This window comes from Acinetobacter sp. YH12094 (assembly GCF_013419295.1).
GTDB lineage: Bacteria > Pseudomonadota > Gammaproteobacteria > Pseudomonadales > Moraxellaceae > Acinetobacter > Acinetobacter amyesii.
Map to the genome: position 1 here is coordinate 46,210 of NZ_VPAK01000004.1, position 23,596 is coordinate 69,805.

A 23,596-nucleotide genomic window follows, 5' to 3' on the forward strand; every position below is an offset into this window, starting at 1 on the left:
GGTTCATTTTCGTCACCTCATTGTTTTTATTGTGTTAAATTTCAATCACTTAAAAATTTAGTGTAAATACTCGACTAAAGCATAAATGCAGAGAAGCTACGGACTGAATTATTGTTAAGTCAGATTTAAAACAAATAGACATGGACTTGGAGTACCACGATGGTTAGCGCATACGATGAATTGCCACGGACCCCGGCAAATTTTGTGGCACTTTCGCCTCTACGTTATTTAGAGCGTGCAGCTTATATTTATCCTGATCAGGATGCCATTATCCATGGCAATCGTCATATTTCATGGCGCCAAACATATAACCGCTGTCGTCAATTTGCAAATCAGTTGCAACAATTAGGCATTGGCAAAAACGACACCGTGTCTGTGTTATTACCGAACGTTCCGGCTATGGTTGAAGCACACTTTGCCGTACCGATGGCGGGTGCTGTACTAAATACGCTAAATACACGCCTTGATGCGAAAACCATTGCCTTCATGCTGGAACATGCAGAAACCAAAGTCCTGTTGGTTGACCCTGAATTTGCTCAAGTTGCCACCGAAGCTTTGGCTTTGATCGATCAAGACATTTATGTCATTGATGTTGCAGATGCTGAATTTGAAGGCACAGCACAACCGATTGGACAAATTGAATTTGAAGACTGGTTGGCGCAAGGCGATGCCAACTTTGAGTGGCACTTACCTCAAGATGAATGGGATGCAATTAGCTTAAGCTATACCTCGGGTACCACAGGGAATCCCAAAGGCGTGGTGTATCATCACCGCGGCGCATATATCAATGCAGCGAGTAACATCATTGCTTGCGGCATGACGCCACGTGCAACGTATCTCTGGACGCTTCCTCTATTCCACTGTAATGGCTGGTGCTTTGCTTGGACAATGGCAGCCAATGGCGGAACCAATATTTGTCTACGTAAAATCGACCCTGAACTGATTTTCAAACTGATTGCTGAACACAAAGTAGATTATTTCTGCGGTGCGCCAATCGTACTTTCAATGATGATCAATACGCCTGAAGAGAAAAAAGCACAATTTGACCATCGCGTTGAAGTGATGGTTGCTGGTGCAGCGCCACCTGCAGCGATTATTGAAGGGATGCGTAATATTGGCATCAATGTTACACATGTTTATGGTTTGACTGAAACATATGGTCCATCGGCACTTTGCGCATCGCAAGCTGGTTGGTCTGATCTTTCCATTCAAGAACAAGCACAGTTGCATTCTCGCCAAGGTGTACCATACCCGCTTCAAGACGGCATGAAAGTCATTGACCCTGAGACCATGTTACCTGTTCCGCATGATGGCCAGACCATGGGTGAAATCATGTTCCGTGGCAACATCGTAATGAAAGGCTATTTGAAAAACCCAGAAGCAACGGCTGAAGCCTTTGCCGGTGGCTGGTTCCATACCGGCGACTTAGCAGTCTGCCAACCTGACGGTTACGCCAAAATTACTGACCGCTCTAAAGATGTGATCATTTCAGGGGGTGAAAACATTTCATCGCTCGAAGTAGAAGAAATTCTATATCAACACCCTGCTGTACTGACCGCTGCAGTGGTTGCAAAACCTGACCCTCGTTGGCAAGAAGTGCCTTGTGCCTTTATTGAATTAAAAGCAGGTAAAGAAGCAACGCCTGAAGAACTGATCGAATTCTGTAAGCAGCACCTTGCACGTTTCAAAGTACCTAAAGATGTAGTGATTACCGAAATTCCAAAAACCTCGACAGGTAAACTTCAGAAGTTCGTTCTCCGTGAATGGGCTAAAGAGCGCGCTGTTGGTGAATTTGGTTAATATTAAAACTCAAAAGCCAAGCATGATTTTTTCAATCATTTAAGCAAAAAAAGCGACCTAATCAGGTCGCTTTTTTTGATGTGAAGTCTATAACTTCACGTTTTGCTTCAATGATCAGATCATGTTGAATTCTCTGATCATTGAGCTATCTAAGTACTTGGCTATCTAATCATGCATTAGTTATCAGATAATAAAGCCACTTGTTGAATGTAGTTAAACAATTTCAACTTTGACGCAGTCAGTTCTTCTTCGCTTACATTTTTTGCTATATCACGTTGAATACGCAAAATATGCTGACGAATAGGATGATGTTCAGCAGCATTATGTGCTTTCATGAACTCTTTAATGACGGGATCACCTTGGGCAATCATACGTTCAGTCCAGCGTTGAAGCTGCGCTGTTTTTTTCGCACCTTGCTGCGGGGTTAAGTAAGATAAAATCATGGTTTCATCTTCATTACGCAGCAATTTACCTACACGTTGAAACTGACGGCGTCGCGCTTCATGTGAAGTAATTGTTTGTGCCTCTAGTAGTGCTTCGATCAGACGCTCTTCAACAGGAAGATTTTTAATCTGTTTAGGATTCAGTTTTGCAAGTTCCTCGCCCAAAGCAGCCATACGTTGTACAGCTTTCTTTTGCTCAGTTTTACTTGCACGTCCTTCTAAGGATTCAAAGTCTTCTTCGGTATAGCGGTTCGGTCGACGTGCCACGTTTAATCTGCCTCGTAAAATTTTGCCGCAAACAGTGCTTGAATTTCAGATAAAGCTTTTTCTTCATCTGCACCTTCAATCACTAAGCGTAAAGTTGTGCCCTTGCCTGCGCCAAGCATCAGCAAAGACATAATATTTTTGGCATCTACTAATTTTCCACCCTTACCAATTTGAATCGACGAGCGAAATTTGGTCGTGACTTCGATTAGCTTGCCAGATGCACGCGCATGTAAACCCAGTTTATTAATTACGTCAACAGTTGTGTCGATCATGACCAGTGCTTCATTTCTCTATGTAGAACCTGAATAGACCATTTTGCCTCAAGTGCTTTTTTTAGTCTATCTACGATATATACCGAACGGTGTTGCCCACCTGTACAACCGATCGACACTGTCATGTAATGACGATGCCCTTCGGCAAATGCCGGCAGCCATTTATCCAAGAAATGATAAATATCTTGGAACATTTCATTGGTTTGTTCACTTTGCTGTAAAAATTGACGAACTGGCTCATCTAATCCTGAATACTTACGTAATTCCATATCCCAGTGCGGATTAGGCAAATGACGGACGTCAAAAACATAATCTGCATCGAGTGGAATACCATGCTTATAGCCAAAAGACTGTAAGATCAAAATTAAATTATCTGCCTGTCCAAGTTTAGACAGCAAGGTATGTTTTAAATCATGTACGCTCTTGTCTGTAGTATCAATATGTACTGTCGAGCGTAATTGAATCGGCAACAGTAAAGATTTTTCTTCCTGTATGCACTCATTTAAACTTTTGAAACGACTTGCCAACGGATGGGGACGTCGAGATGAACTGAATCGCGCAATCAATTCCTGATCACGCGTGGTCAAATAAATAATATCGACTGAGCCATGGCGTTGTAGCTGTTGAAAAACCAAATCGAACTCTTGTAAATCTGCACGTGTACTGCGGACATCCACACCCAGTGCCAATTGTTCAAGATTATTTTCTGAATCGAGTTTTTCAACAATTTCGGGGAGTAAGGCCAATGGCAAATTATCGATACAGTAATAGCCCAAATCCTCAAGTATCTGTAATGCAGATGACTTTCCAGATCCAGATTGTCCTGTAACAATTAAAATGCGCTTCATCGCTTGCTACCCCATAGCCGTTTTAAACTGCAGTATATTTAACCTGCATATTATCAATAAGACGTGTTGCGCCTAATTTAGCCGCAATAAACAACACCACGTCTTGATCAAATTCTTCAATTTTCTGTAATTCAGGTGTACGTGCTTCAACATAGTCCACAACAAAACCCGCCGCTGTCAATGTTGCTTTAATATTCGCTAACACATCTGCAAGCTGAGTTCCAGCATGTAATTCTGCCTCAGCCGTTTTCAAGCTTTGGTAAATCGTTGGTGCAATCGCACGATTTTCCGCACTTAAATAACCATTGCGTGAACTCAATGCCAAACCATCTTCAGCACGAGTAATCGGCACACCAATCACTTCTAGTGGAATATTTAAGTCACGTACAAACTGACGAATCACTGCAAGTTGCTGGTAATCTTTTTGCCCAAAGAATGCAAAATTCGGTTGAACAATATTAAAGAGTTTTGTCACAACAACAGCAACACCGTCAAAATGACCCGGACGCTGTTCGCCACACAAATCATTGGTAATGCCGCCCACGCTAATATTGGTTAAGCGCGGTTTGTTGCCATACATTTGTTCAACAGTCGGTGCAAACACGATGTCACAACCCACTTCAGCCAATAAGTGCTGATCTTGTTCCAAAGTACGTGGATAGTTGTCAAAGTCTTCATTTGGACCAAACTGAATTGGGTTAACGAAAATACTCACCACCACGACATCACACAGTTTACGTGCTTCACGAACTAAATTAAGGTGACCTTCATGCAAGTTCCCCATCGTTGGTACAAAACCAATGATTTTGCGCGCAGCACGTGCTGGATTTAGCGATGCACTTAAACCTTGAATCGTTGTTTCAGTTTTCATGTCTTACAGCTCAATTTGGAATGTATGTTCTTTGGCAGGGAAACTACCATCAAGTACGGCAGTATGATACGCCTTAAACGCATCCACAATTGCTGTTTCCCCTGCTTGCTCTTTCATAAAGTTGCGAACAAATTTCGCCACGTGACTAAACGTCAGTCCCAACATATCTTGTTGAACCAAGACTTGAGCATCCGTTTCTGCACCGGCACCGATCCCAATCACAGGTGTATTTGGGAATAATTCACTAATTTCTTTACCCACTTGGGCAGGAACACATTCCAAAAGTAAAATTGCTGCACCTGCATCAACCACAGCTTTACAATCTGCAATGAGTTGATCCGCGGTTTCACGTGTACGTGCTTGCACTTTATAACCGCCAAACACATGAACCGATTGCGGAGTTAACCCTAAATGCACACACACTGGAATACCATTACGGGTCAATACTTCAACTGTTTCTGACAACCATGCGCCACCTTCCAATTTGACCATCTGTGCGCCTGCTTGCATCACGATCTTTGAATTCACCAAAGCGTCATTCAAAGTGGCATAGGTCATAAATGGCAAATCAGTCAAAATAAACGCATGTTTATTGCCACGGCGCACTGCTGCAGTGTGATATACCATATCTTCAACAGTGACAGGTAAAGTTGAGTCATTCCCTTGAATGGTCATCCCCAATGAATCACCAATCAGAATACTATCGACTTCAGCAACTTCCATTGCTTTTGCCATGCTCGCATCATAGCAAGTCAGGCAGGAGAATTTGCGGCCTTCCGCTTTAAATTTTTTCAAGTCACTTAGACTAATCATTTCAATATTCCTCAGATGACGGCTTTCTCAAGTGGTCATACAAAAATTAAAGATGGGCCCAGTTTCCTGCATCCAATACAGTTAAATTTGGATTATTCAAAATAGGTAAATCTTTTAATGGCTGTCCTTTAATCTGTAGATTCTCATCTAAATCCAACAAAGGTTTCAACACAAAATCACGTTCTAAAACACCAACATGAGGCACCGTCAAACGTTCATTTTGAATGTGCTGTTCACCATAAATCAGTAAATCTAAATCCAGTGTACGCTCCCCCCAATGACGTAGGCGTACACGCCCCGACTCTTGTTCAAAGCGTTGCAATTCATCCAACAAGGCCAAAGGTGCTAGATCAGTTTCTAATGCAACCGCTGCATTTAAATAATTCGGCTGATCTTGTGGCCCCATTGGCGGGCTTTGATACAGTTTTGAGACTTTCACTTTTCCGAGTGTTGCAAGTTTATGCACCGCTTCACTAAGGATCTGTAGAGAATCACCTAAATTACTGCCTAAACCAATATATGTCAGCGTCATTGTGTTGGCCCAAAAATAACCTGAGTCAAATCTCGTTTCACACGTTTACGTTTTAAAATCGGATGATCTGCACCAATTTCACCACTGGCTGACGCTGCAACGATTGACACTGTCTCTAGACTATTGGCATGTGATTTAGGCTTACGTTGACGGCGACTTCTGCTTTCTGGTTCATTCACCAGCGGTTCAATTTCAACTTGCTGATAAGTAGAAGTTTTGGCTTCCACATCTTCATGCGCCGCTTTACGACGACTCTTGGCACGTTGACGATTGTATTGGCTAATTGCCAGTTCTTTTTCGTCAGTGCTCATCTGCTGATAAGCATCCCACCACTGCCCCATGCCTTGCGTGCTTATATCGCCCGATTTTTCACGCAGCAGCAGAAAGTCAAAGCCTGCACGGAAACGTGCATGACCTGAAAGTGCTTCAATTTGCTGTGGTTTTGGATTCAGCAAACGGGTTTGCATTTCCCAAACTTCACGAATAAATGTTTCGGCAAAGCGTGGAATAATGGTTCGTGTAGCCTGACGTTTCAATACATCCAAGCCTGCTTGAGCACGTGCTTCAGCAGGAACTACACCTTTGTTTAGATAGAACGTACAACGTTCTTGGAACGGAATCCACAATAACACGGCATAGAAAAATGCAGGGTTAATGGTTTTCCCAATCGAAATACGTTGATCGGTATTTTTTGCAGCCAACTCAATAAATGGGGTTACGACTGGTTTGATATCTGCAAATAACTGATACCAAATACCAAAATCGATCAGCATCGGTAAGACGCGATTGAGATGCCCCATAGTAAAGAGTTTTTGTGACTCGTCGTATAAGCGATGTGGAGACACATCACGCAGCAATTGAGTAAGTTCTAGGGTAAAGACATCCAGAATTTTTTCATCAATATTAAAGTTTAATTTGGCTGCAAAACGTAAAGTCCGAAGCATCCGCACAGGATCTTCTTCAAAACGTAGTTGTGGATCACCCAATAAACGCAACATTTTATGTTTTATGTCATCTACTGCATGACAAAAATCTAGCACTTCGCCTTTGCGTGGTTGGTAATACATTGCATTGATCGAGAAGTCACGACGTGCAAAGTCTTGCTCAATCGTACCCCAATTATTATCACGTAAAATCATGCCCGCAGCAGAAGTCACGGCTTTTTTAGGCGGCGCACGGAAGGTCGCAACTTCGATCAGTTCACGTCCTGAGTAGACATGCGCCAGCTCAAAACGACGACCAATAATTCGGCAACGTCGCCCGAAGACTTCTTTCACCTGAGCTGGTGTCGCATTAGTTACGGCATCAAAATCTTTAGGTGCATGACCCAACATTAGGTCGCGGACACTGCCACCCACGATATAAGCTTCATAGCCTGCCTTAGTTAAGGCATCAATCACATCTAAAATGGAAGAAGGTAATTGTGTGGTTGATAAACCACATTTGGACGCGCGCAAAGTTTGCAAAAGACGCTGTCTCCTACGTCTGAACGTAAAATTCTTAAGATGTCGCTAATGATATCTCTAACACAATCAAAGGGCAATTTGATTATCTCGATGCTCAAGCTGAGCTTAACCTAATTCTTTTTTTTACACTTCACTTAAAGTGCCAATTTTGCTTTATTTTTAGCAAACAGCGCAGGACCGATTCCCTTAACCTGTTGAATATCATCAATGCTTTTAAATAAGCCATTACTTTTGCGATATTGCACAATTGCTTCTGCTTTTTTCTGACCAATTCCATGCAATGTCTGCAGTTCATCGACTGAGGCTGTATTTAAACGTACCTGATCTGTTCGACTATTTTGTTGGGTGCTGGGTCGTGACAAATAATAGTTGGCATTGCTCGGTGCAGTTGCCACTTTGGACTTCGAGGCCTCAGATTGCTTTTTTAATTGCTGATCTTGAGCTTGCTGCATGGCTTTCCATTCCGCGTAGCCCGAAGGGCTTTGAGCAAAAGTTAAATCTGCCATTAAACCCAAAACCAAGACAAGTAGTTGCGTAAAGTATTTATTCTTTAGGATGTGGTACATATTTAGCCTGTTGTTTTAATTGTTGTTTTGCCTGTTCCCACAACTGATCCATTTCAGTCAGAGACAGGTCTTCTACATGTTTTTGTTGTAATGTGGCCTGTGCTTCAATATAAGCAAAGCGGCTTCTAAATTTATGAATGGTACTTAAAAGTGCCATCTCACTTGAGATGCCAATCTTACGTCCAACATTCACCAGAGAAAATAAGCAATCACCAAATTCATCAAATATTTCGTCGGATTTTTTGCCTGCCAAAGCCTCTTTTAATTCCCCCAGCTCTTCCTCAAGCTTGCCATAAGCCCCTTCCATATCTGGAAAATCAAAGCCAATTTTCGCCACATTTTTTTGAATTTCATCTGCTTGGCTTAATGCAGGTGCATGTTTAACTTCATCTAATCTTGATGCTGATTTCCCTGCTTTTTCTTGTTGTTTAATCTGTTTCCATAGTGTTGCCACATCATCCGCATTAAGTGCTGAGAATTGCTCTGCCTGAAACACATGGGGATGACGGCGAATTAATTTATCTGTAATCGCTTGCACCACATCTTGAAAATCAAATGCGCCTTGTTCGCTATACATCTGCGACTGAAATACCACTTGCAGCAACAAATCCCCCAGTTCATCTCGTACTTCGTCAATCTGACCTGAACGAACCGCCGCTTCAACTTCATAGGCCTCTTCTATAGCATAACGAGTCAGACTTTCAGGGGTTTGCTTTTGATCCCATGGACATTTTTCACGTAATTCTTTCATCACTGCTAATAATTGTTCCATGTGAACTCCAGCTATTTACTCATCAGTACATTGTTTCGATTACAGAATTTGATATGCTCAAAATTCACTCAGGGAATGAGCAACTCAATTTAAGGAAGCATAACATGCAAAGTATTTTTATTAGTGGTGCAGGACAAGGGATTGGCGCAGCAATTGCACGACTATTCATACAACAAGGCTATAAAGTTGGGCTTTACGACATTAACCAATCTCAAGTCACCTCCTTAGCTGCTGAACTCGGTAGCCATGCCAAAGCTGGGCTTTTAGATGTGACACAACCAGAGCAATGGCAAAGCGCTTTAGCTGAATTTGTTGCTTGGGCAGGTCAGCTGAATATCTTAGTCAATAATGCCGGAATTCTGTATTCAGGCAGCTTTGAACATACGAAATTGTCTGCACACCACCGTACGATTGATATCAATGTCAAAGGGGTGATAAACGGTTGCTATGCGGCATTCCCCTATTTACAGCAAAGCAATTTTGCTCGTGTGATTAACCTCTCTTCGGCTTCAGCAATTTATGGACAAGCGGATTTAGCCAGTTATGCCACATCTAAATTTGCTGTACGTGGGTTCACTGAAAGTTTGGATATTGAATGGCAAAAATACAATATTCGCGTTTTAGATGTGATGCCTTTATTTGTTCAAACCGCGATGGTGCAAGACATGGATGCACAAAGTATTAAGAAAATGGGCGTCAATCTTCAACCGAGCGATGTCGCTCAGCAAATTTATACCTTGGTACAAAAAAAGGATACGGTTTTAATGGCCACACATACACCTGTGGGGATGAAAGCTAAATTTTTATTTAATTTATCGAAGTTTAGCCCGCAATTTGTCAACCGCTTAAGTAATATTTGGATTGCACAAAAACCCAAATAGCAACGTGTTACTAATCATTTAATTTTGCAATCATATTTGTACGCAAATTACACAAAGTTACACAATTGTCACATTTTAACAGGACAAAATTCCTTTTTTTGAATAATATTCACCCGCCCATTACTTTCGGGCGTTTATTTTCTAACAATAAAAGTGAATTATTTCATGAAAAAATTACTTGTTCTTGCAACTGTTACTTCTATTTCAATTTCTGCTTTTGCTACAACTCAATTCGCATCTTCAGAATTAAAAGCGATGGATTGTGCAACTCTTGCTGTTGAAAAAGCGAATGCTAAGCGCTCTTTAGAAGCTGCTGACAAAAACATTGCAAACATCCAAGCATCTGCTCAAGCGCCAGGCAAATCATTGAGCAAATTTGCTGGTTTAGCGGGTGGCGCTCTTGCTGCTTTCGGTGGTAACTCTGAAAAAGCTGCTCGTGCAGGCAACATTGCAAACAGCTTGGCTGGTGAGCAAGATACTTCTGATGCAGGCAACCTTGAACTTCAACAAGCGAACAAATCAGCTGCTCAAGCAAACATCGACAACATTGGTATCTATCAAGGTTCTAAAAAATGCAAAATCTAATCTAAAGCCAGTTTAGATTGATTTAAAAAAAGCCCTGTTCAGCCAGAACAGGGCTTTTTTTATAGTTATTTTATTTCATACCGATTTATAAGACATTCAACTCAATTTTCGGCAAATGAAAGCCTCGGCAAGATTGTTCACTTTGCCATGCCACCGTCAACATGACATGCGGCAGTTGAATATTCTGATAAGCAAAAGTGCCAATTGCGGGATGACTACACATCCCACCATTCTGCTCAGGATGACACTGTGTATTCAGTTCATTCAGGTGCACTCGAATCCCTAAACCTGATGCTTTAAGTACCGCCTCTTTGGTGGTCCAAACTTTAAACCAAAAATCAGGATCATGCTCAAAGTTCTCCCAATTGAGCAATTCTTCGGGATGAAAGCTATGTTGAGCCATCGCATCAAAACGAACTTTTCGATTTAAATCTTCAATATCCACACCAATATTGGCGATTTTTTCACTGCTGGCCAATACATAATGCTGCTGGCTATGACTATGATTAAAATGAAAATGTGGCAAATCCGGAAGAAAAGGCTTACCAAACGCAGACTTTGAAAAATCTGAATTTTCAACTGACCTATTTAGCCGCTGCCCGAGTAATTGATTTCGATATTGGTAAATGGCTTGTTTACGCACGGCAATTACCTCTTGACGACTCAAGCCATGCGGCTCCACAAAGAAGTCAGTAATTTCACTATATTCAAGCTGAATTTTCGCCATAAGTTATTGATCCAATATCTTTTACACTACGTTCATGACGCTATATTTTATGCGACTCTCCGACACAAAATACACCACAATACAGATGAGCGCATCGGTCCTTTGACTCATAGAGATTTTAAAACTCAGTTTAAAAATATTTCAAACCACTTAAGAAATACTTAATATTATAAATATATTCAAATACTTAAGTATAATAAATATTTCAAATACATCTTTAATTAGATAAAATACTCTAGATTCTTATAACTTTAATTTAAAACTCGGGGTAAATCAGATGCTAAGAAAAATCACGTTAATCAGTTCACTTTGTGTCCTACCATGTTTCGCTCAAGCAGGCTTATTGGATGCAGCTGTTGCAGTAATGGGTGCCAAAAATGGCGCGATCATGGACCAAGCTGAAGCTCGTATGAATCAAAGCCGTCAAGAAGCTGCCAATGCCGTGGCTCAAGCAGACCGTGGCTATGCCTCAAATTTCAATCAAGCTAGTCAAACCAACAATAGTGTTTATAGCACCAGTTATTTAAAAACCTTAGATTGCACTGACCTAAGCGTTGAGCGTAAGACCTTTGAACGTACATTGGAAGCATCTCAACTGGCATTAAGCCAAGCGTCAGCACAGCAAAATAATCAAGTTTCAAAATGGGCTGGTCTTGCTGGCAACGCGCTATCCGCATTTTCAGGTCAATCTGAAACAGCCGCGCGTATGGGACAATTTGCTACGGCTTTTTCTGGCAATAAAAATACACAACAGGATAGCAGCAGCGCACAGCAAGCCATGGAAATTGCTCAAGCTAACCTAGATAATATTGATATTTACCGCCAAGCTAAAAAGTGCAAAAACTAATTTTCACATCTTTTTAGATAAATAAAGTGAAATAAAAAAGCCTGCATATCTGCAGGCTTTTTTTTTCTTATCCAAACTTAGCGTTTGAATTTCTTTTCCGCTTTTTTGAACTTCTGAACATAACGACGTTTACGTGCAGCCGTACGCTCATCGATTTGCGACTTACGACCTTCAAATGGGTTATCAGAGGTTTTAAATTCAATTTTGACTGGCGTACCTTCAAGTTTATAAACTTTACGGAACACGTTTTCTAGGTAACGACGATAGTCATTTGGCGTTTTATCGACCTTGTTACCATGAATCACAATCGTCGGTGGATTTTGTCCGCCAATATGCGCATAACGCATTTTGATACGACGACCTTGAACCATTGGTGGTTGGTGCGCATCAGTTGCATCATTCAAGATCTGAGTGATTTTCGCAGGTGATACTTTCAAATGCGAAGAATCATAAGCACGGTGGATCGATGGATAAAGATCACCAACACCTGTACCGTGAAGTGCAGAAATTAAGTGAATTTTTGCCCATGGAATAAAGTCAAAACGACGTTCAACATCTAATTTACACTGTTTACGGTCATAGTCAGACATGTTGTCCCATTTGTTGATGGCAATCACCATCGCACGGCCTGCTTCAAGCGCATAACCAATCAAATGCAAGTCTTGCTCAACGATCCCTTCACGTGCATCGACAACAATAACCACAACATGCGCATCTTTCATCGCTTGTAAAGTTTTCACAATCGAGAATTTCTCGATCATTTCGTCCACTTTACCTTTACGACGTACACCCGCAGTATCGATTAATGTGTATTTACGACCGTCACGTTCAAATGGAATATAAATTGAGTCACGTGTAGTACCCGGCTGGTCAAATGCAACCACACGGTCTTCACCCAACAAACGGTTCACTAAAGTCGATTTACCCACGTTTGGACGACCAATAATCGCTAAACGTAAGCCTGTGTCTTTATCGTGTTGTTCTTCACTTTCATCTTCAGGCACTTCAGCTAACACTTCTTCAAGCATTTGCTGAACACCACGACCATGGCTGGCAGCCACTTGAAGTGGTTCACCCATACCCAATTTAAAGAATTCAACTAAAGCTGCTTCGGCATGTACACCATCAACTTTGTTGGCAACAAGATAAACTTTTTTACCCAGCGTACGTAAGTCACGTGCAATTTGCTCATCAGATGCCAATAAGCCTGCGCGCGCATCGACCACGAAGACAATAATATCTGCTTCATTGATGGCAGTTTTTGACTGTTCTGCCATGTACGAGTCGATACCGCCTTCAGTTTCGCCAATACCCCCAGTATCAACGACGATGAAGGATTTATTTTGATAAGTCGCGTCACCATACTTACGGTCACGAGTCAGACCGGCAAAGTCAGCAACGAGAGCATCACGGCTCTTGGTTATCTGGTTAAACAACGTTGATTTTCCGACGTTCGGACGACCAATGAGCGCAATTACGGGTTTCATAGATTAACCTTTATTCCAGATCAGCCAGTTTGGTCTGGTCTGAACATCAGAAAGCTTAGGAAGAATGGAAATAGGATAAATGCCTAAAATAAATAAAAACACGGGGCATTGATGATTCAATCCCCCGCGTTAAAAATACGGTTTGGCTTATTTTAACATAAGCCGCAGAAAAATTAACGGTTCTGCCAAATGCTTAATGCACCCTTACGTGTCGACACATATAATTGGTTGTCAATTACACGTAGTGAACGTACTTCACCACTGGTTTTAGAACGACCAACCAACTCACCTGTCGCTGGGTTGATTAAGTGAAGTACACCATCCAGATCACCAACCACAAGGTCTTGACCTAACATCACTGGGTTACTCAAATTACGATTAAGCAATTGGTCATTTTCCCACAATGTTTGACCAGTGGTAATTTCATAAGCCACAATTTTACCATCAGTTTGTGTCACAAAAACACCATTGCCCGCAACTTCAGGACGCTGAATGCTGCTCGCATCATTGCTCCAGATCACTTGTTGTGAGGCAAGATCAAGCGCTGTCACTTGGCCTTGGTAACTGGTGGTAATTAAAAATTGACCTGCTACAGTCGGTTCACCGTCAATATCAATGAGACGTTGTACATCTGAACGACCGTCTGACACTGCAACACGACGCTGCATTTTCGGAATACCGCTCAATGCATCAATCACATAGATATAGGCATTTGAAGAAGCGATGAGAACATGACGCGCATCGAGTGATACCGGTGCTGCCATACCACGTAAACTAAACTGCACATTTGGCAAGTTATAGGTCCAAGTTTGTTGGCCCGTTGCCACATCGTTTGCGTATACCGTACCATCATTGGTAACTGAAATAACGCGACCTGCTTGAATCAACGACGGTGAAAGTAACGCGCCGGTTAATTGCGCAGTCCACTTTTGTTCACCTGTTGCCTGATCTAATGCAAATAATTGACCTTTTGCATTACCAACAACCACAATTCCGTCAGCTGCTTCTACACCTGCAGTCAAACCTTGTTTAGAGATTTTCTTCTGCCATAAACGCTCTTTGCCTTTGTAGGCTTGAACTTCACCATTAGGATTTACGCTAAAAACAACGCCATTATCTGCATCCATACGTAAACGCAGTGGATCTGCTTCTTCAGTTGAAGCCACACTGTTTGAAAATACAGGTGCTAAAGTTTTTGCCTGTTCCAATTTTGGTAAAGGATTTGGTTTTACTTTTTCTACTTTTCCTTTATTTGCACAACCAGCCAAAGCAAGTGTTAAAACTGTCAGCGCACAGGTAATTTTGTATTTTCTATTCATTCAGTTGCTTCCACTTGTGTATCTATAATCGGACGTTCAATTTCAGGATCATCAACTAAAACGCCTACACTTTCGAGTTTAATTTGTAAAATTTGACGTTCTTCTTGTCGCTCAACCAAAGCATCCCATGCACTTTGATAAACTTTCTTTGCATTTTCGATATCATTTTTTGCAACATAGACATCGCCACGGGCTTCATCTGCAGTCGCTTGAAAAGCAGGTTCTTTAACCGCTTCTAAAGTTTTTAATGCTTCATCAAATTTCTTTTGTGCCAATTGTGCATACGCTAAACGTAATTTCACCAATTGAACTAAGCCCGCATCGTCAACTTTTGAATTTTCAACTTTTTTCAAAGCTTTTTCAGCGTTGGCATAATCCGCTTTATCATATGCCAATTTTGCCATAAGCAACTGAGTTTGAATGGCTTGTGGCGAATCTGGTGCTTCTTTTACAATTTTATCTGCAGTCGCAGAAAGTTGTGTAAAAGCGTCACCCGTCGCCGACTGAGCATCATCCATTAACTGCTGGACTTTGGCTGTTTGCATTTGTGATTCAGCCAAAGTTTTCTTCTGCCAGTATTCCCATCCGAAAAAGGCAATCAACGCAATTAAAATGCCGCTAACAATGGCAGAACCATATTTTTTAGCAAACGATTTTAAATTATCAAGTTGTTCTTCTTCACTCAATGCGCTCATGAAATTACCTTTTTCCTTATGTTATAGGGATTATTTTGAAGAAATTTTTTCGATAATGAAGGCAACAAAGTCTGCCACATTCACTTCGTGTTGTTCTGCAATGGCTAGCTCTTTTACCAGCACTTGCCCAGCTGCTTGCTCACGTTCACCGTAAATCACAGCAAATAAAGCACCCGATTGGTCGGCTTTTTTCATTTGCGATTTCATTGAACCTTGTGAACCAACTTTTAAGCGAATGTTGCTACCCGCTGCTTCAAGTTGATCACGAATTTGTTCAGCAAGTACCAATGCTTTACCTTGAGTTGCAGGATCTGAAACCAAGAATAGCTCACAGTCACGCACTGGGGTATTGTCTTCCACTTGTTCAAGTAGAAGAAGCAAACGCTCCATACCCATTGCAAAACCAACAGCAGGCACAGACTGATCTGCTTTACCTTTAAGCTGACCGACTAAACCGTCATAACGACCACCAGCACATACCGTTCCTTGAGAACCTAAGTGCGTGGTTGTCCATTCAAAGACCGTTTTATTGTAGTAGTCGAGACCACGAACCAATTTTTGATTGATCACAAAACCAATACCAGCGTCAGTCAAATACTGCTGCAATTGAGCAAAGTGAGCCAACGTTTCTTCACCCATAAAGTCGTGAAGTTTTGGCGCATTTTCCAAAATGCTTTGTGTTTTTGCATCTTTAGAATCCAAAATACGCAGTGGATTCGTGGTTAGACGACGCTGTGAATCTTCATCTAAGTCATTTTTATGTGACTCTAGGAATTCAACCAATGCTGCACGATAAGCTGCACGTTCATCAGACTCACCTAAAGTATTGAGTTCTAATTGAACTTTATCTGCAACGCCCATGCGTTTCCACAAACGCGCAGTCATTAAAATCAATTCTGCATCTTGATCTGGTGTTGCAACACCAAAAGTTTCTACGCCAAATTGATGGAACTGACGGTAGCGACCTTTTTGTGGTTTTTCATAGCGAAACATTGGGCCAACATACCATACACGCGGTGTAGCACCACGAAGTAAGTTATGTTCAAGCATTGCACGCACACACCCTGCTGTTCCTTCTGGACGCAAAGTCAAAGACTCAGGCGGATTACCTTTGTCTAAGAATGTGTACATTTCTTTTTCAACGATATCCGTTGCATCACCAATAGAACGTTTGAACAGATGAGTCTGCTCCACAATCGGCAAGCGAATTTGCTGATAACCATAAGCATCCATCAAGCTAGATAAATGCTGTTCTAGACGTCTCCATGCAGGACTTTGCGTAGGGAGAATGTCATTAAAACCTTTGATTGCGACGATTGAACTCATGATCTACTCAGAAAAACTTGTGCGAATAATCTCTTTAGCTTTAGCGTCTTCAAGATCGCTAACACGTTGACGAACCATCGCTTCGATTTCGTCAACCAACTGATTTGTGTCAATTAAATGGCTCTTTTCGCCATTACGATACACCAGTGAACGCGGACTTGCACCTACCACACCAATATCGGCTTCTTTGGCTTCACCCGGACCATTCACTTTACAACCAATCACCGATACATCCATTGGGGTACGAATATCTTCTAAACGCTCTTCCAATGTTTGCATGACTTTGATGACATTAAACTCTTGGCGTGAACAACTTGGGCATGCAATAAAGTTAATGCCGTTTGAACGTAAGCCCAATGATTTTAAAATATCAAAGCCAATTTTGATTTCTTCTTCAGGCTCTGCTGCCAATGAAATACGCATGGTGTCACCAATGCCTTCCATTAACAAACCACCTAAAGCGATAGCAGATTTGACTGAACCCGTGCGGTAGACACCTGCTTCAGTCACACCTAGGTGTAATGGGTTATCAATTTGTTTAGACAACAAACGGTAAGCATCCATAGTCAGAAAGACATTGGATGCTTTGACTGACACTTTAAATTCCTGGAAATTTAAACGGTCTAAAATATCAATATGGCGCATTGCAGATTCAAGCAAAGCCTGACCTGTAGGCTCACCATATTTCTTTTGAATATCTTTTTCCAGTGAACCTGCATTGACACCAATACGCATAGAGATGTCATTATGTTGTGCAGCAGCTACCACTTCACGGATTTTGGCTTCAGAACCAATATTACCTGGGTTAATACGCAAACAATCTGCACCAAGGTCTGCAACACGTAAAGCAATTTTATAATCAAAGTGAATATCGGCAACCAGTGGCACTTGCACACGTTTACGAATTTCACCAAAAGCTTCAGCAGCTTCCATACTCGGTACAGAAACACGCATGATGTCTGCGCCTACATCAACGCAGCGCTGAATCTGTGCCACGGTCGCTTCGACATCACAGGTTTCAGTATTGGTCATACTTTGGATGCTGATCGGCGCATCACCACCGACATACACCGAACCTACTTTAATTTTACGCGTTGGACGGCGCTTAATGGGATTTTCAATCATTGTTCAGTCTGCTCTGTTGTCCCTTAACGTGATAAACGGAAATCTGCTTTGCCGTTTACGGTATATGGTGACAATGAAATATTTTCATTATTTAAGCTTAATGACACTGCTGTTGCATCATCCAAACGAATTTGGAATGGTGTTTCACCGTTTAAGTTGAGCGTCGATGCTTGACGACCTGTCGCCAAAACTTTACCCGTCGAATCAACAATATGTACTGAAGTCGGGCTACTAAAGGTCAATGTCAATTGATCGCCACTAACCGCTGCATTTCCGCCATTCATGTCGAGGACTTGAACTTCTGAAGCGACATCATTGGTCACAGCGTCTTCATTATCGCTGCCCGAGGTCATGCCCTGAATCGCCGCCACGATCGCACCAATGACCAACAACACCGCCAATGCAATCAGACCACGTTTGATCCATTTACGATTACGGTCACGGTTAGAACCGGGTAATTTACCCATAATTTTAATCGGTGAATTGTTTAACGCGTGATTTGGCAACAAACCCGTATCGTTAGCATAAATATCATCAAAACGTTGAATGATATTGGTTGCATCAACTTTTAAATATTTGGCATAAGTGCGGTAGTAACCTTTAATAAAGGTCGCTTCAGGCAATGACTTATAATCATCTTGCTCAAGTGCAGTCAGTGTTTTTAATGGAATATTGAGTTCTGATGCGACAGCTTCAAGTTCCAGTTTTTGCGTAATACGTACTTGACGTAAATACTCACCTGGGCGTTGTACATTTCCTAATGCATTTGGAGCTACGCTCGAACCATTCGATTGCGGTGAATTAGGATTTACTTCCATACGGCCTCAGTACTGTACTGTAATTGCAAATAGCGTTGGTATTCAGGACTTTCTGGGAACAAAGCACGTAACTGGTTGACCAGTACTTGCATACCCAAATTGTCGCCATTGGCACGCGCTGTTCGAATGCCAATCCAGAGTGCACGCGCACCCTGATTTTTTTGTCCTACTGCACGTACAAATTGTTCATACATTTGTGTAGCAGCAGGGAACTGCTGATTCAAATAAAAGATTTCAGACAACTCTAACATTGAAACATAAGAATCACGATTAGCCTGCAAAGCTTGTTTGAATGATTTTTCAGCATTCGCCACATCACCCACTTTCAGGTAAATTCGACCTAAATTTTCCAATGCTTTGAAACGTTGATCATAACCTAAAGTTGAACCTGCGATGCTGAACTGTTCAATCGCATCATTATAGCGCTCAACTTGATATAAATACGTACCGTAGTTGTTACGTGCTTGAGAATTTTTTGAGTCTGCTGAAATTGCACGCTTAAAATAACTATCTGCTTTTTCTAAGTTGGCTGGACTGCCTTCTCGTTGTAGTAAGACACCCATCATCATATTGGCTTGGGAATCTCGAGAATCCACCTCTAAAGCCTGATCTAATGCACGTTTAGCAGAGTCCAAATCCCCTGCTTTCAGGTGTTCAACAGCCAATTGCGTTCTGATTTTTACGGCTTTCTCTGGGTCTTTTTTCCCAATCTCAGGCGTTTGACATGCTGTTAATGCCAAAACCGATGCACATAAAGCTGAAACGAAAGTGAACTTATACGTTAACTTTTTCAATTGGCTGCCTCTTTATTATCCTTGTGAGCGCAGTATCTCATTTTGCTGCGCAACTTTCTTTTTCCATTGCTCCGCACGACGAGTACGGTCAGCAACTTGCCCCACGAGTTGTCCACACGCAGCGTCGATATCATCACCACGTGTCTGACGAATCGTACACACAAAACCGGCATCAGACAAAGTTTTTTGGAAAGAAATAATACGGTTACGGCTTGAACGACCGTATGGCGCATGCGGGAACGGGTTAAACGGAATTAAATTAATTTTGCTTGGTAGGTTTTTCAACAGCTTTAACATTTGCTGTGCATGTTCAGGATGGTCATTTACACCATCTAACATCACGTATTCGATGGTCACGTGTTTACGTGAACTTTCATTACCATCTTTGGCGATATAACGCTGACACGCTGCAATCAACTGTTCCAACGGATATTTTTTATTGATCGGAACTAGTTCGTTGCGTAATTCATCATTTGGCGCATGGAGTGAAATTGCCAAGGCTACATCAATGTCTTGTGCCAATTGGTCAATTTTAGGCACCACACCTGATGTTGATAAAGTCACACGACGCTTCGACATACCATACGCAAAGTCATCCAACATGATACGCATTGAATTCAATACAGCATCATAGTTCAACAACGGCTCACCCATGCCCATCATCACCACGTTGGTCACTGAACGCTCACGATCCGCAACTGGCACATCTTCCATATAAGAGAAGTTCGCCATCCAAAGCTGTCCAATAATTTCAGCTTGGCTCAAATCACGTTGGAAACCTTGTTTCCCGGTTGAACAGAATGAACAGTCCAGAGCACAGCCCACTTGTGATGAAATACACAAGGTCTTACGTGCGCCGGTTTTATCTTCCGCAGGAATCAGCACAGTTTCAACCAATGAACCTGCACCTTCACCTACACGGAACACCCATTTACGAGTACCGTCTTTTGAGTAATTTTTATGCACCACTTCAGGCGCTTTAATTTCACAAATCTTTTCTAGTTTTTCACGCAATTTGCCAGAAATATTGGTCATTTCAGCAAAATCAGTCACGAAGAACTGATGAATCCATTTCATCACCTGCCCAGCACGGAACTTTTTCTCCCCCATATCTTCGAAGAATTTTTCCATTTGCGGACGTGACATGCCCAGTAAATTCACTTTCTCTACAGTATTTTGCTGCGTCGGAGCGGATGGAGATTGTTGCTGTGCATCAGAAACAGCTGATGTAGCGACTACTTCAGTACTCATGTGTAATTACCTAAACCATGTCTAAAGATCAAAGGAGAAGCTCAGTTATTGAGCAAAGAATTATTCAGAGAATAAAAAAACCAGACAAGCAGTATACCACTTATCTGGTTTGAATACTTCGAATTAACGAGTACGTGGAGCGATCTCAGTTTGAGCGAAGAAGTAGTTAACTTCACGATCAGCAGATGCTACAGAGTCAGAACCGTGAGCAGCGTTTTCGTCGATGCTTACAGCGAAGTCTGCACGGATAGTACCAGGAGCAGCTTCTTTAGGGTTAGTTGCGCCAAGGATTTCACGGTGAGCAAGAACTGCGTTTTCGCCTTCAAGAACTGAAACTACAACTGGACCAGAAGTCATGAATGCAACTAGGTCACCAAAGAAACCACGTTCTTTGTGCTCAGCGTAGAAGCCTTCAGCTTCAGCTTGAGTCAAGTGTTTCATTTTAGTTGCAACGATTTGAAGACCAGCTTTTTCGAAACGAGCAAAGATGTCGCCGATGTGGTTTTTAGCAACTGCGTCTGGTTTAACGATAGATAAAGTACGTTCAATAGCCATGAGAGGCTCCTTAAGTCAATTTGACGTGAAAAATTTGCCGCATTATACCGAATAATGCGCTATTTTCTGCTTTTGCTATACAAAAAAATTGCTTTTTTCGATGTAGGGATTAACTTGCCTCATCAATCCAGGCCATCTGAATTCCCTCAAGCAGACCTTCAGTCGACTTTTCTGGGTCATCAGTGAAATTTGGCAATGCACATACCCATGCATGTAGGTCAGTAAAGCGAATCCATTGCGGATCAACATCAGGGTGAGCTTCATACAGCTCAATTGCGATATCAATGGTATCTGTCCAGCGTAAACCCATGGGTCTTCCTAACATCGTCTATAGAATGATGGCTTACTTTAACAAATTTCAGCAATTGGACGTGATAAACCCTTTTAATTTTTTTATTACCAGATTTTGCAATTGTGATGTCCACATCAAACTATAAAACAAAACCCAAAAGAGGTGCACAGAGAATAATCGCCGCACCCACTGCAGCACCTATAGCAGCACCGACAGCAACATCACTCGGGTAATGCAAACCTAAGATCATGCGAGATAATGCCACTAATAAGCTAAAGGGCAACATTAAGACCAACAACATGGGTTGAATATAGCCCAGCACTGTTGTTGCCATGACCGCATGTAGAGTATGCCCCGATGGAAAACTAAAATGATCTAGAGGGCGTTCACCTAAGCGAATCACTTGATGCACTTGATAAGGTCTTGGACGCACAGTTTTCTTTTTGAGGAGTTTATAGATCGAGGTGCCGACTGAACCACCCAGTAATACATAGATGATTTGTACACTGTAGGAGATACCCTGCACGATCCAAACCGTCGCCAACATGACATACCAAAACACACCATCACCAAGTCGACTCACCATTTTAAATATGTCAGCGACAACTTGTTGATGCGAAAAATGATTGAGATAAATACAGCCTTTTAAATCGAGATGCAGCATTCTTGTTTTTGCATTTTTAAAATTCATCGCTAATCTCCTATCTACAGTCAAAGCCTGACTGTGTTGGGGTTGAGCTAGATTTGTGTTGTTATTTTTACAAGTTGAGATCTGTATTTGACTCAGCTTAAGTTATATTTTTGACAGTGCAATGATGCTTTGATGACAGTTCAATGAATATTGGTTATGAGGATTCACAACTACTCTATATAACCAATAGCGCTAGCTCCATTGGCTCATCATGGCTTGATCCACCACGCAATATAGCGCTTGCTCAAATTGCTGTACGGGATATTGCCAACCAATTTTAGCTGCGTCGTTTGCCGCCTCGATGCCCATGGTTTTTAATTTAGCGCGTTGCGGTAATTGCTGCATGAGGCGAATAAATTCATCAGTTCGAGATAAATGACATAACCATCCCGTTTGCTGATTTCTCACGTGCAGTTGGGCACATGCAGCATTATATGCAATCACCGGCAATCCGCTGGCCATTGCCTCCAAAACCACATTACCAAAAGTCTCAACCTGACTTGCGAAAACAAAAACATCCGCACTGGCGTAGGCTTCCGATAAAGCCTGACCACTTAAACTTCCCATAAAAATAACACCTAGTGATTTTGCCAGTTGCATTAATCGTTCACGATCTGGCCCATCACCCACAATGACCAATTTCGTTCGTGCATCCATGGCCAACATCGAACAATAGGCTGAAATTAAAACATCCACCTCTTTTTCAGGAGATAGCCGACCGACATAGAGCATCACGCGGGTATGTTCATCTGCTTGCCACTGTTGTCTCAGTTCTGCTCGATAATGTGAGGGAGAAAATCGACTATGGTCCACACCTCGCCCCACCACCACCAATGGACAACTAAAACCTAATCGATGCAAGGCATCCGCAGTATCTTGGCTCGGGACACAGGTGAGTTGAGTATTGTTATGAAACCATCGTAAATAATGTTGTACAGGCTTCATTAAAAACGCTAAATCAAAGAAACGACTAAAATCATGAAAGGCCGAATGAAAACCACTGGACACAGGAATCTGTAAAGAACGCGCCAGTTGAAGCATAGCAAATCCCAAAGGTCCTTCAGTGACTATATGCACAATGTCGACTTGGGCTTTTTTTAAAGCTTTACTGAGTTTGATCAATTGCGGCCAGCCAAATTGTAAACCTGAATATTTAGGAATCGACTGCGCTCGAACCAAACACTCTTGATCAGGTCTGAAATCATGACAACTTTCGGACTGTTCAGGACGTATTAAAAAAATTGAGTTGCCTTGTTGCTGCAAGCCTTTACACAACTGCAATAAAGAATGTGCAACACCATTAATTTCTGGCGCCCACGTATCTGTAACAATGGCGATTTTTAGACCTGGACGGATTAAAGTTGAGACCGTTTGCACATCCATTCGTGATTGCAAATGCTTAAATTGGAACTGAAAGCGTGCAGGTTCATCCTGCATACGCCCTAAATTGATAGCCGATTCTGTCATGATCTTACATGCTTCTTATAAATGTATATCCACAGTTTAAGCAGCAGTTTTTTGCATTTTGATGATTATTTGATGACAGTTTATTG

26 protein-coding genes are annotated in these 23,596 nt (G+C 41.8%); 4 read left to right on the forward strand and 22 right to left on the reverse strand.

Features of this window, described 5'->3' with window-relative positions:
- Positions 1-159: 159 nt before the first annotated feature.
- Positions 160-1,800: an acyl-CoA synthetase gene (locus FTU34_RS04790; protein WP_180034874.1), complete on the forward strand. Its 1,641-nt coding sequence runs from the start codon at positions 160-162 to the stop codon at positions 1,798-1,800.
- 176 nt (positions 1,801-1,976) lie between these two features.
- Here the strand turns inward: FTU34_RS04790 and yjgA are convergent, their stop codons facing one another.
- The 9 genes from yjgA to mazG form a co-directional block, all read right to left on the reverse strand.
- Entirely contained in the window at positions 1,977-2,510 is a 534-nt protein-coding gene (gene yjgA / locus FTU34_RS04795) for a ribosome biogenesis factor YjgA (protein ID WP_180034875.1), read from the reverse strand.
- Positions 2,511-2,512: 2 nt separating this feature from the next.
- On the reverse strand, positions 2,513-2,782 hold the full coding sequence (locus FTU34_RS04800) for an HPr family phosphocarrier protein (RefSeq protein ID WP_067763492.1): 270 nt from the start codon (positions 2,780-2,782) through the stop codon (positions 2,513-2,515).
- Entirely contained in the window at positions 2,779-3,630 is an 852-nt protein-coding gene (gene rapZ / locus FTU34_RS04805) for an RNase adapter RapZ (RefSeq protein WP_180011688.1), read from the reverse strand. The genes FTU34_RS04800 and rapZ overlap by 4 nt, the downstream gene beginning before the upstream one ends.
- A 22-nt stretch (positions 3,631-3,652) precedes the next feature.
- Positions 3,653-4,501, reverse strand: coding sequence for a pantoate--beta-alanine ligase (panC, locus tag FTU34_RS04810; protein WP_078192648.1), 849 nt, complete (start codon positions 4,499-4,501; stop codon positions 3,653-3,655).
- Positions 4,502-4,504: 3 nt separating this feature from the next.
- Positions 4,505-5,314, reverse strand: coding sequence for a 3-methyl-2-oxobutanoate hydroxymethyltransferase (gene panB, locus FTU34_RS04815; protein ID WP_180034876.1), 810 nt, complete (start codon positions 5,312-5,314; stop codon positions 4,505-4,507).
- A gap of 46 nt (positions 5,315-5,360) precedes the next feature.
- Positions 5,361-5,846: a 2-amino-4-hydroxy-6-hydroxymethyldihydropteridine diphosphokinase gene (folK, locus tag FTU34_RS04820; RefSeq protein ID WP_078192650.1), complete on the reverse strand. Its 486-nt coding sequence runs from the start codon at positions 5,844-5,846 to the stop codon at positions 5,361-5,363.
- Positions 5,843-7,312 carry a polynucleotide adenylyltransferase PcnB gene (pcnB, locus tag FTU34_RS04825; protein WP_180034877.1) on the reverse strand — a complete coding sequence of 490 codons (1,470 nt, stop codon included), beginning with the start codon at positions 7,310-7,312 and terminating at the stop codon, positions 5,843-5,845. Before pcnB ends, folK begins: the two co-directional genes overlap by 4 nt.
- A gap of 134 nt (positions 7,313-7,446) precedes the next feature.
- On the reverse strand, positions 7,447-7,878 hold the full coding sequence (locus FTU34_RS04830) for a ComEA family DNA-binding protein (protein WP_180034878.1): 432 nt from the start codon (positions 7,876-7,878) through the stop codon (positions 7,447-7,449).
- A complete protein-coding gene (gene mazG, locus FTU34_RS04835) occupies positions 7,856-8,650 on the reverse strand; it encodes a nucleoside triphosphate pyrophosphohydrolase (RefSeq protein WP_180034879.1) in 795 nt (264 codons plus the stop codon). The genes FTU34_RS04830 and mazG overlap by 23 nt, the downstream gene beginning before the upstream one ends.
- A 104-nt stretch (positions 8,651-8,754) precedes the next feature.
- On the opposite strand from mazG, the gene FTU34_RS04840 reads away from it, so the two are divergent.
- Together FTU34_RS04840 and FTU34_RS04845 are read left to right on the forward strand one after the other, a co-directional pair.
- Entirely contained in the window at positions 8,755-9,531 is a 777-nt protein-coding gene (locus FTU34_RS04840) for an SDR family oxidoreductase (RefSeq protein WP_180034880.1), read from the forward strand.
- 165 nt (positions 9,532-9,696) lie between these two features.
- Complete coding sequence (locus FTU34_RS04845) at positions 9,697-10,116, forward strand: hypothetical protein (RefSeq protein ID WP_078192655.1); 420 nt, start codon at positions 9,697-9,699, stop codon at positions 10,114-10,116.
- Between the two features lie 85 nt (positions 10,117-10,201).
- On the opposite strand, the gene FTU34_RS04850 is transcribed toward FTU34_RS04845, so the two are convergent.
- Positions 10,202-10,843 (reverse strand): 4'-phosphopantetheinyl transferase superfamily protein, encoded by a 642-nt coding sequence (locus FTU34_RS04850; protein ID WP_180034881.1) that lies wholly within the window; start codon positions 10,841-10,843, stop codon positions 10,202-10,204.
- Positions 10,844-11,120: 277 nt separating this feature from the next.
- Between FTU34_RS04850 and FTU34_RS04855 the strand changes: the two genes are divergently transcribed.
- Complete coding sequence (locus tag FTU34_RS04855) at positions 11,121-11,690, forward strand: hypothetical protein (protein ID WP_168378459.1); 570 nt, start codon at positions 11,121-11,123, stop codon at positions 11,688-11,690.
- Between the two features lie 77 nt (positions 11,691-11,767).
- On the opposite strand, the gene der is transcribed toward FTU34_RS04855, so the two are convergent.
- The 12 genes from der to FTU34_RS04915 form a co-directional block, all read right to left on the reverse strand.
- Entirely contained in the window at positions 11,768-13,177 is a 1,410-nt protein-coding gene (der, locus tag FTU34_RS04860; RefSeq protein ID WP_078192658.1) for a ribosome biogenesis GTPase Der, read from the reverse strand.
- Between the two features lie 173 nt (positions 13,178-13,350).
- Entirely contained in the window at positions 13,351-14,496 is a 1,146-nt protein-coding gene (bamB, locus tag FTU34_RS04865; RefSeq protein WP_078189607.1) for an outer membrane protein assembly factor BamB, read from the reverse strand.
- The gene (locus FTU34_RS04870) at positions 14,493-15,191 is read right to left on the reverse strand and encodes a tetratricopeptide repeat protein (protein WP_078189608.1); all 699 of its coding nucleotides are present in this window, start codon (positions 15,189-15,191) and stop codon (positions 14,493-14,495) included. The genes bamB and FTU34_RS04870 overlap by 4 nt, the downstream gene beginning before the upstream one ends.
- 30 nt (positions 15,192-15,221) lie before the next feature.
- Positions 15,222-16,517 (reverse strand): histidine--tRNA ligase, encoded by a 1,296-nt coding sequence (gene hisS, locus FTU34_RS04875; RefSeq protein WP_078189609.1) that lies wholly within the window; start codon positions 16,515-16,517, stop codon positions 15,222-15,224.
- Positions 16,518-16,520: 3 nt separating this feature from the next.
- Positions 16,521-17,642 carry a flavodoxin-dependent (E)-4-hydroxy-3-methylbut-2-enyl-diphosphate synthase gene (gene ispG / locus FTU34_RS04880; RefSeq protein ID WP_180034882.1) on the reverse strand — a complete coding sequence of 374 codons (1,122 nt, stop codon included), beginning with the start codon at positions 17,640-17,642 and terminating at the stop codon, positions 16,521-16,523.
- A 23-nt stretch (positions 17,643-17,665) separates the two neighbouring features.
- The gene (locus FTU34_RS04885) at positions 17,666-18,460 is read right to left on the reverse strand and encodes a RodZ domain-containing protein (protein ID WP_078192662.1); all 795 of its coding nucleotides are present in this window, start codon (positions 18,458-18,460) and stop codon (positions 17,666-17,668) included.
- Positions 18,451-19,254: a type IV pilus biogenesis/stability protein PilW gene (gene pilW / locus FTU34_RS04890; protein ID WP_078189612.1), complete on the reverse strand. Its 804-nt coding sequence runs from the start codon at positions 19,252-19,254 to the stop codon at positions 18,451-18,453. The genes FTU34_RS04885 and pilW overlap by 10 nt, the downstream gene beginning before the upstream one ends.
- Before the next feature lie 15 nt (positions 19,255-19,269).
- A complete protein-coding gene (gene rlmN, locus FTU34_RS04895) occupies positions 19,270-20,505 on the reverse strand; it encodes a 23S rRNA (adenine(2503)-C(2))-methyltransferase RlmN (protein ID WP_180034883.1) in 1,236 nt (411 codons plus the stop codon).
- A 123-nt stretch (positions 20,506-20,628) separates the two neighbouring features.
- Entirely contained in the window at positions 20,629-21,060 is a 432-nt protein-coding gene (gene ndk / locus FTU34_RS04900) for a nucleoside-diphosphate kinase (RefSeq protein ID WP_078189614.1), read from the reverse strand.
- 109 nt (positions 21,061-21,169) lie between these two features.
- Positions 21,170-21,370, reverse strand: a complete 201-nt coding sequence (iscX, locus tag FTU34_RS04905; protein WP_078189615.1) for a Fe-S cluster assembly protein IscX — start codon at positions 21,368-21,370, stop codon at positions 21,170-21,172.
- 121 nt (positions 21,371-21,491) lie between these two features.
- Positions 21,492-22,043 carry a phosphatase PAP2 family protein gene (locus tag FTU34_RS04910; RefSeq protein WP_180034884.1) on the reverse strand — a complete coding sequence of 184 codons (552 nt, stop codon included), beginning with the start codon at positions 22,041-22,043 and terminating at the stop codon, positions 21,492-21,494.
- A gap of 192 nt (positions 22,044-22,235) precedes the next feature.
- The gene (locus FTU34_RS04915) at positions 22,236-23,513 is read right to left on the reverse strand and encodes a glycosyltransferase family 4 protein (RefSeq protein WP_373686478.1); all 1,278 of its coding nucleotides are present in this window, start codon (positions 23,511-23,513) and stop codon (positions 22,236-22,238) included.
- Between the last annotated feature and the right edge of the window lie 83 nt (positions 23,514-23,596).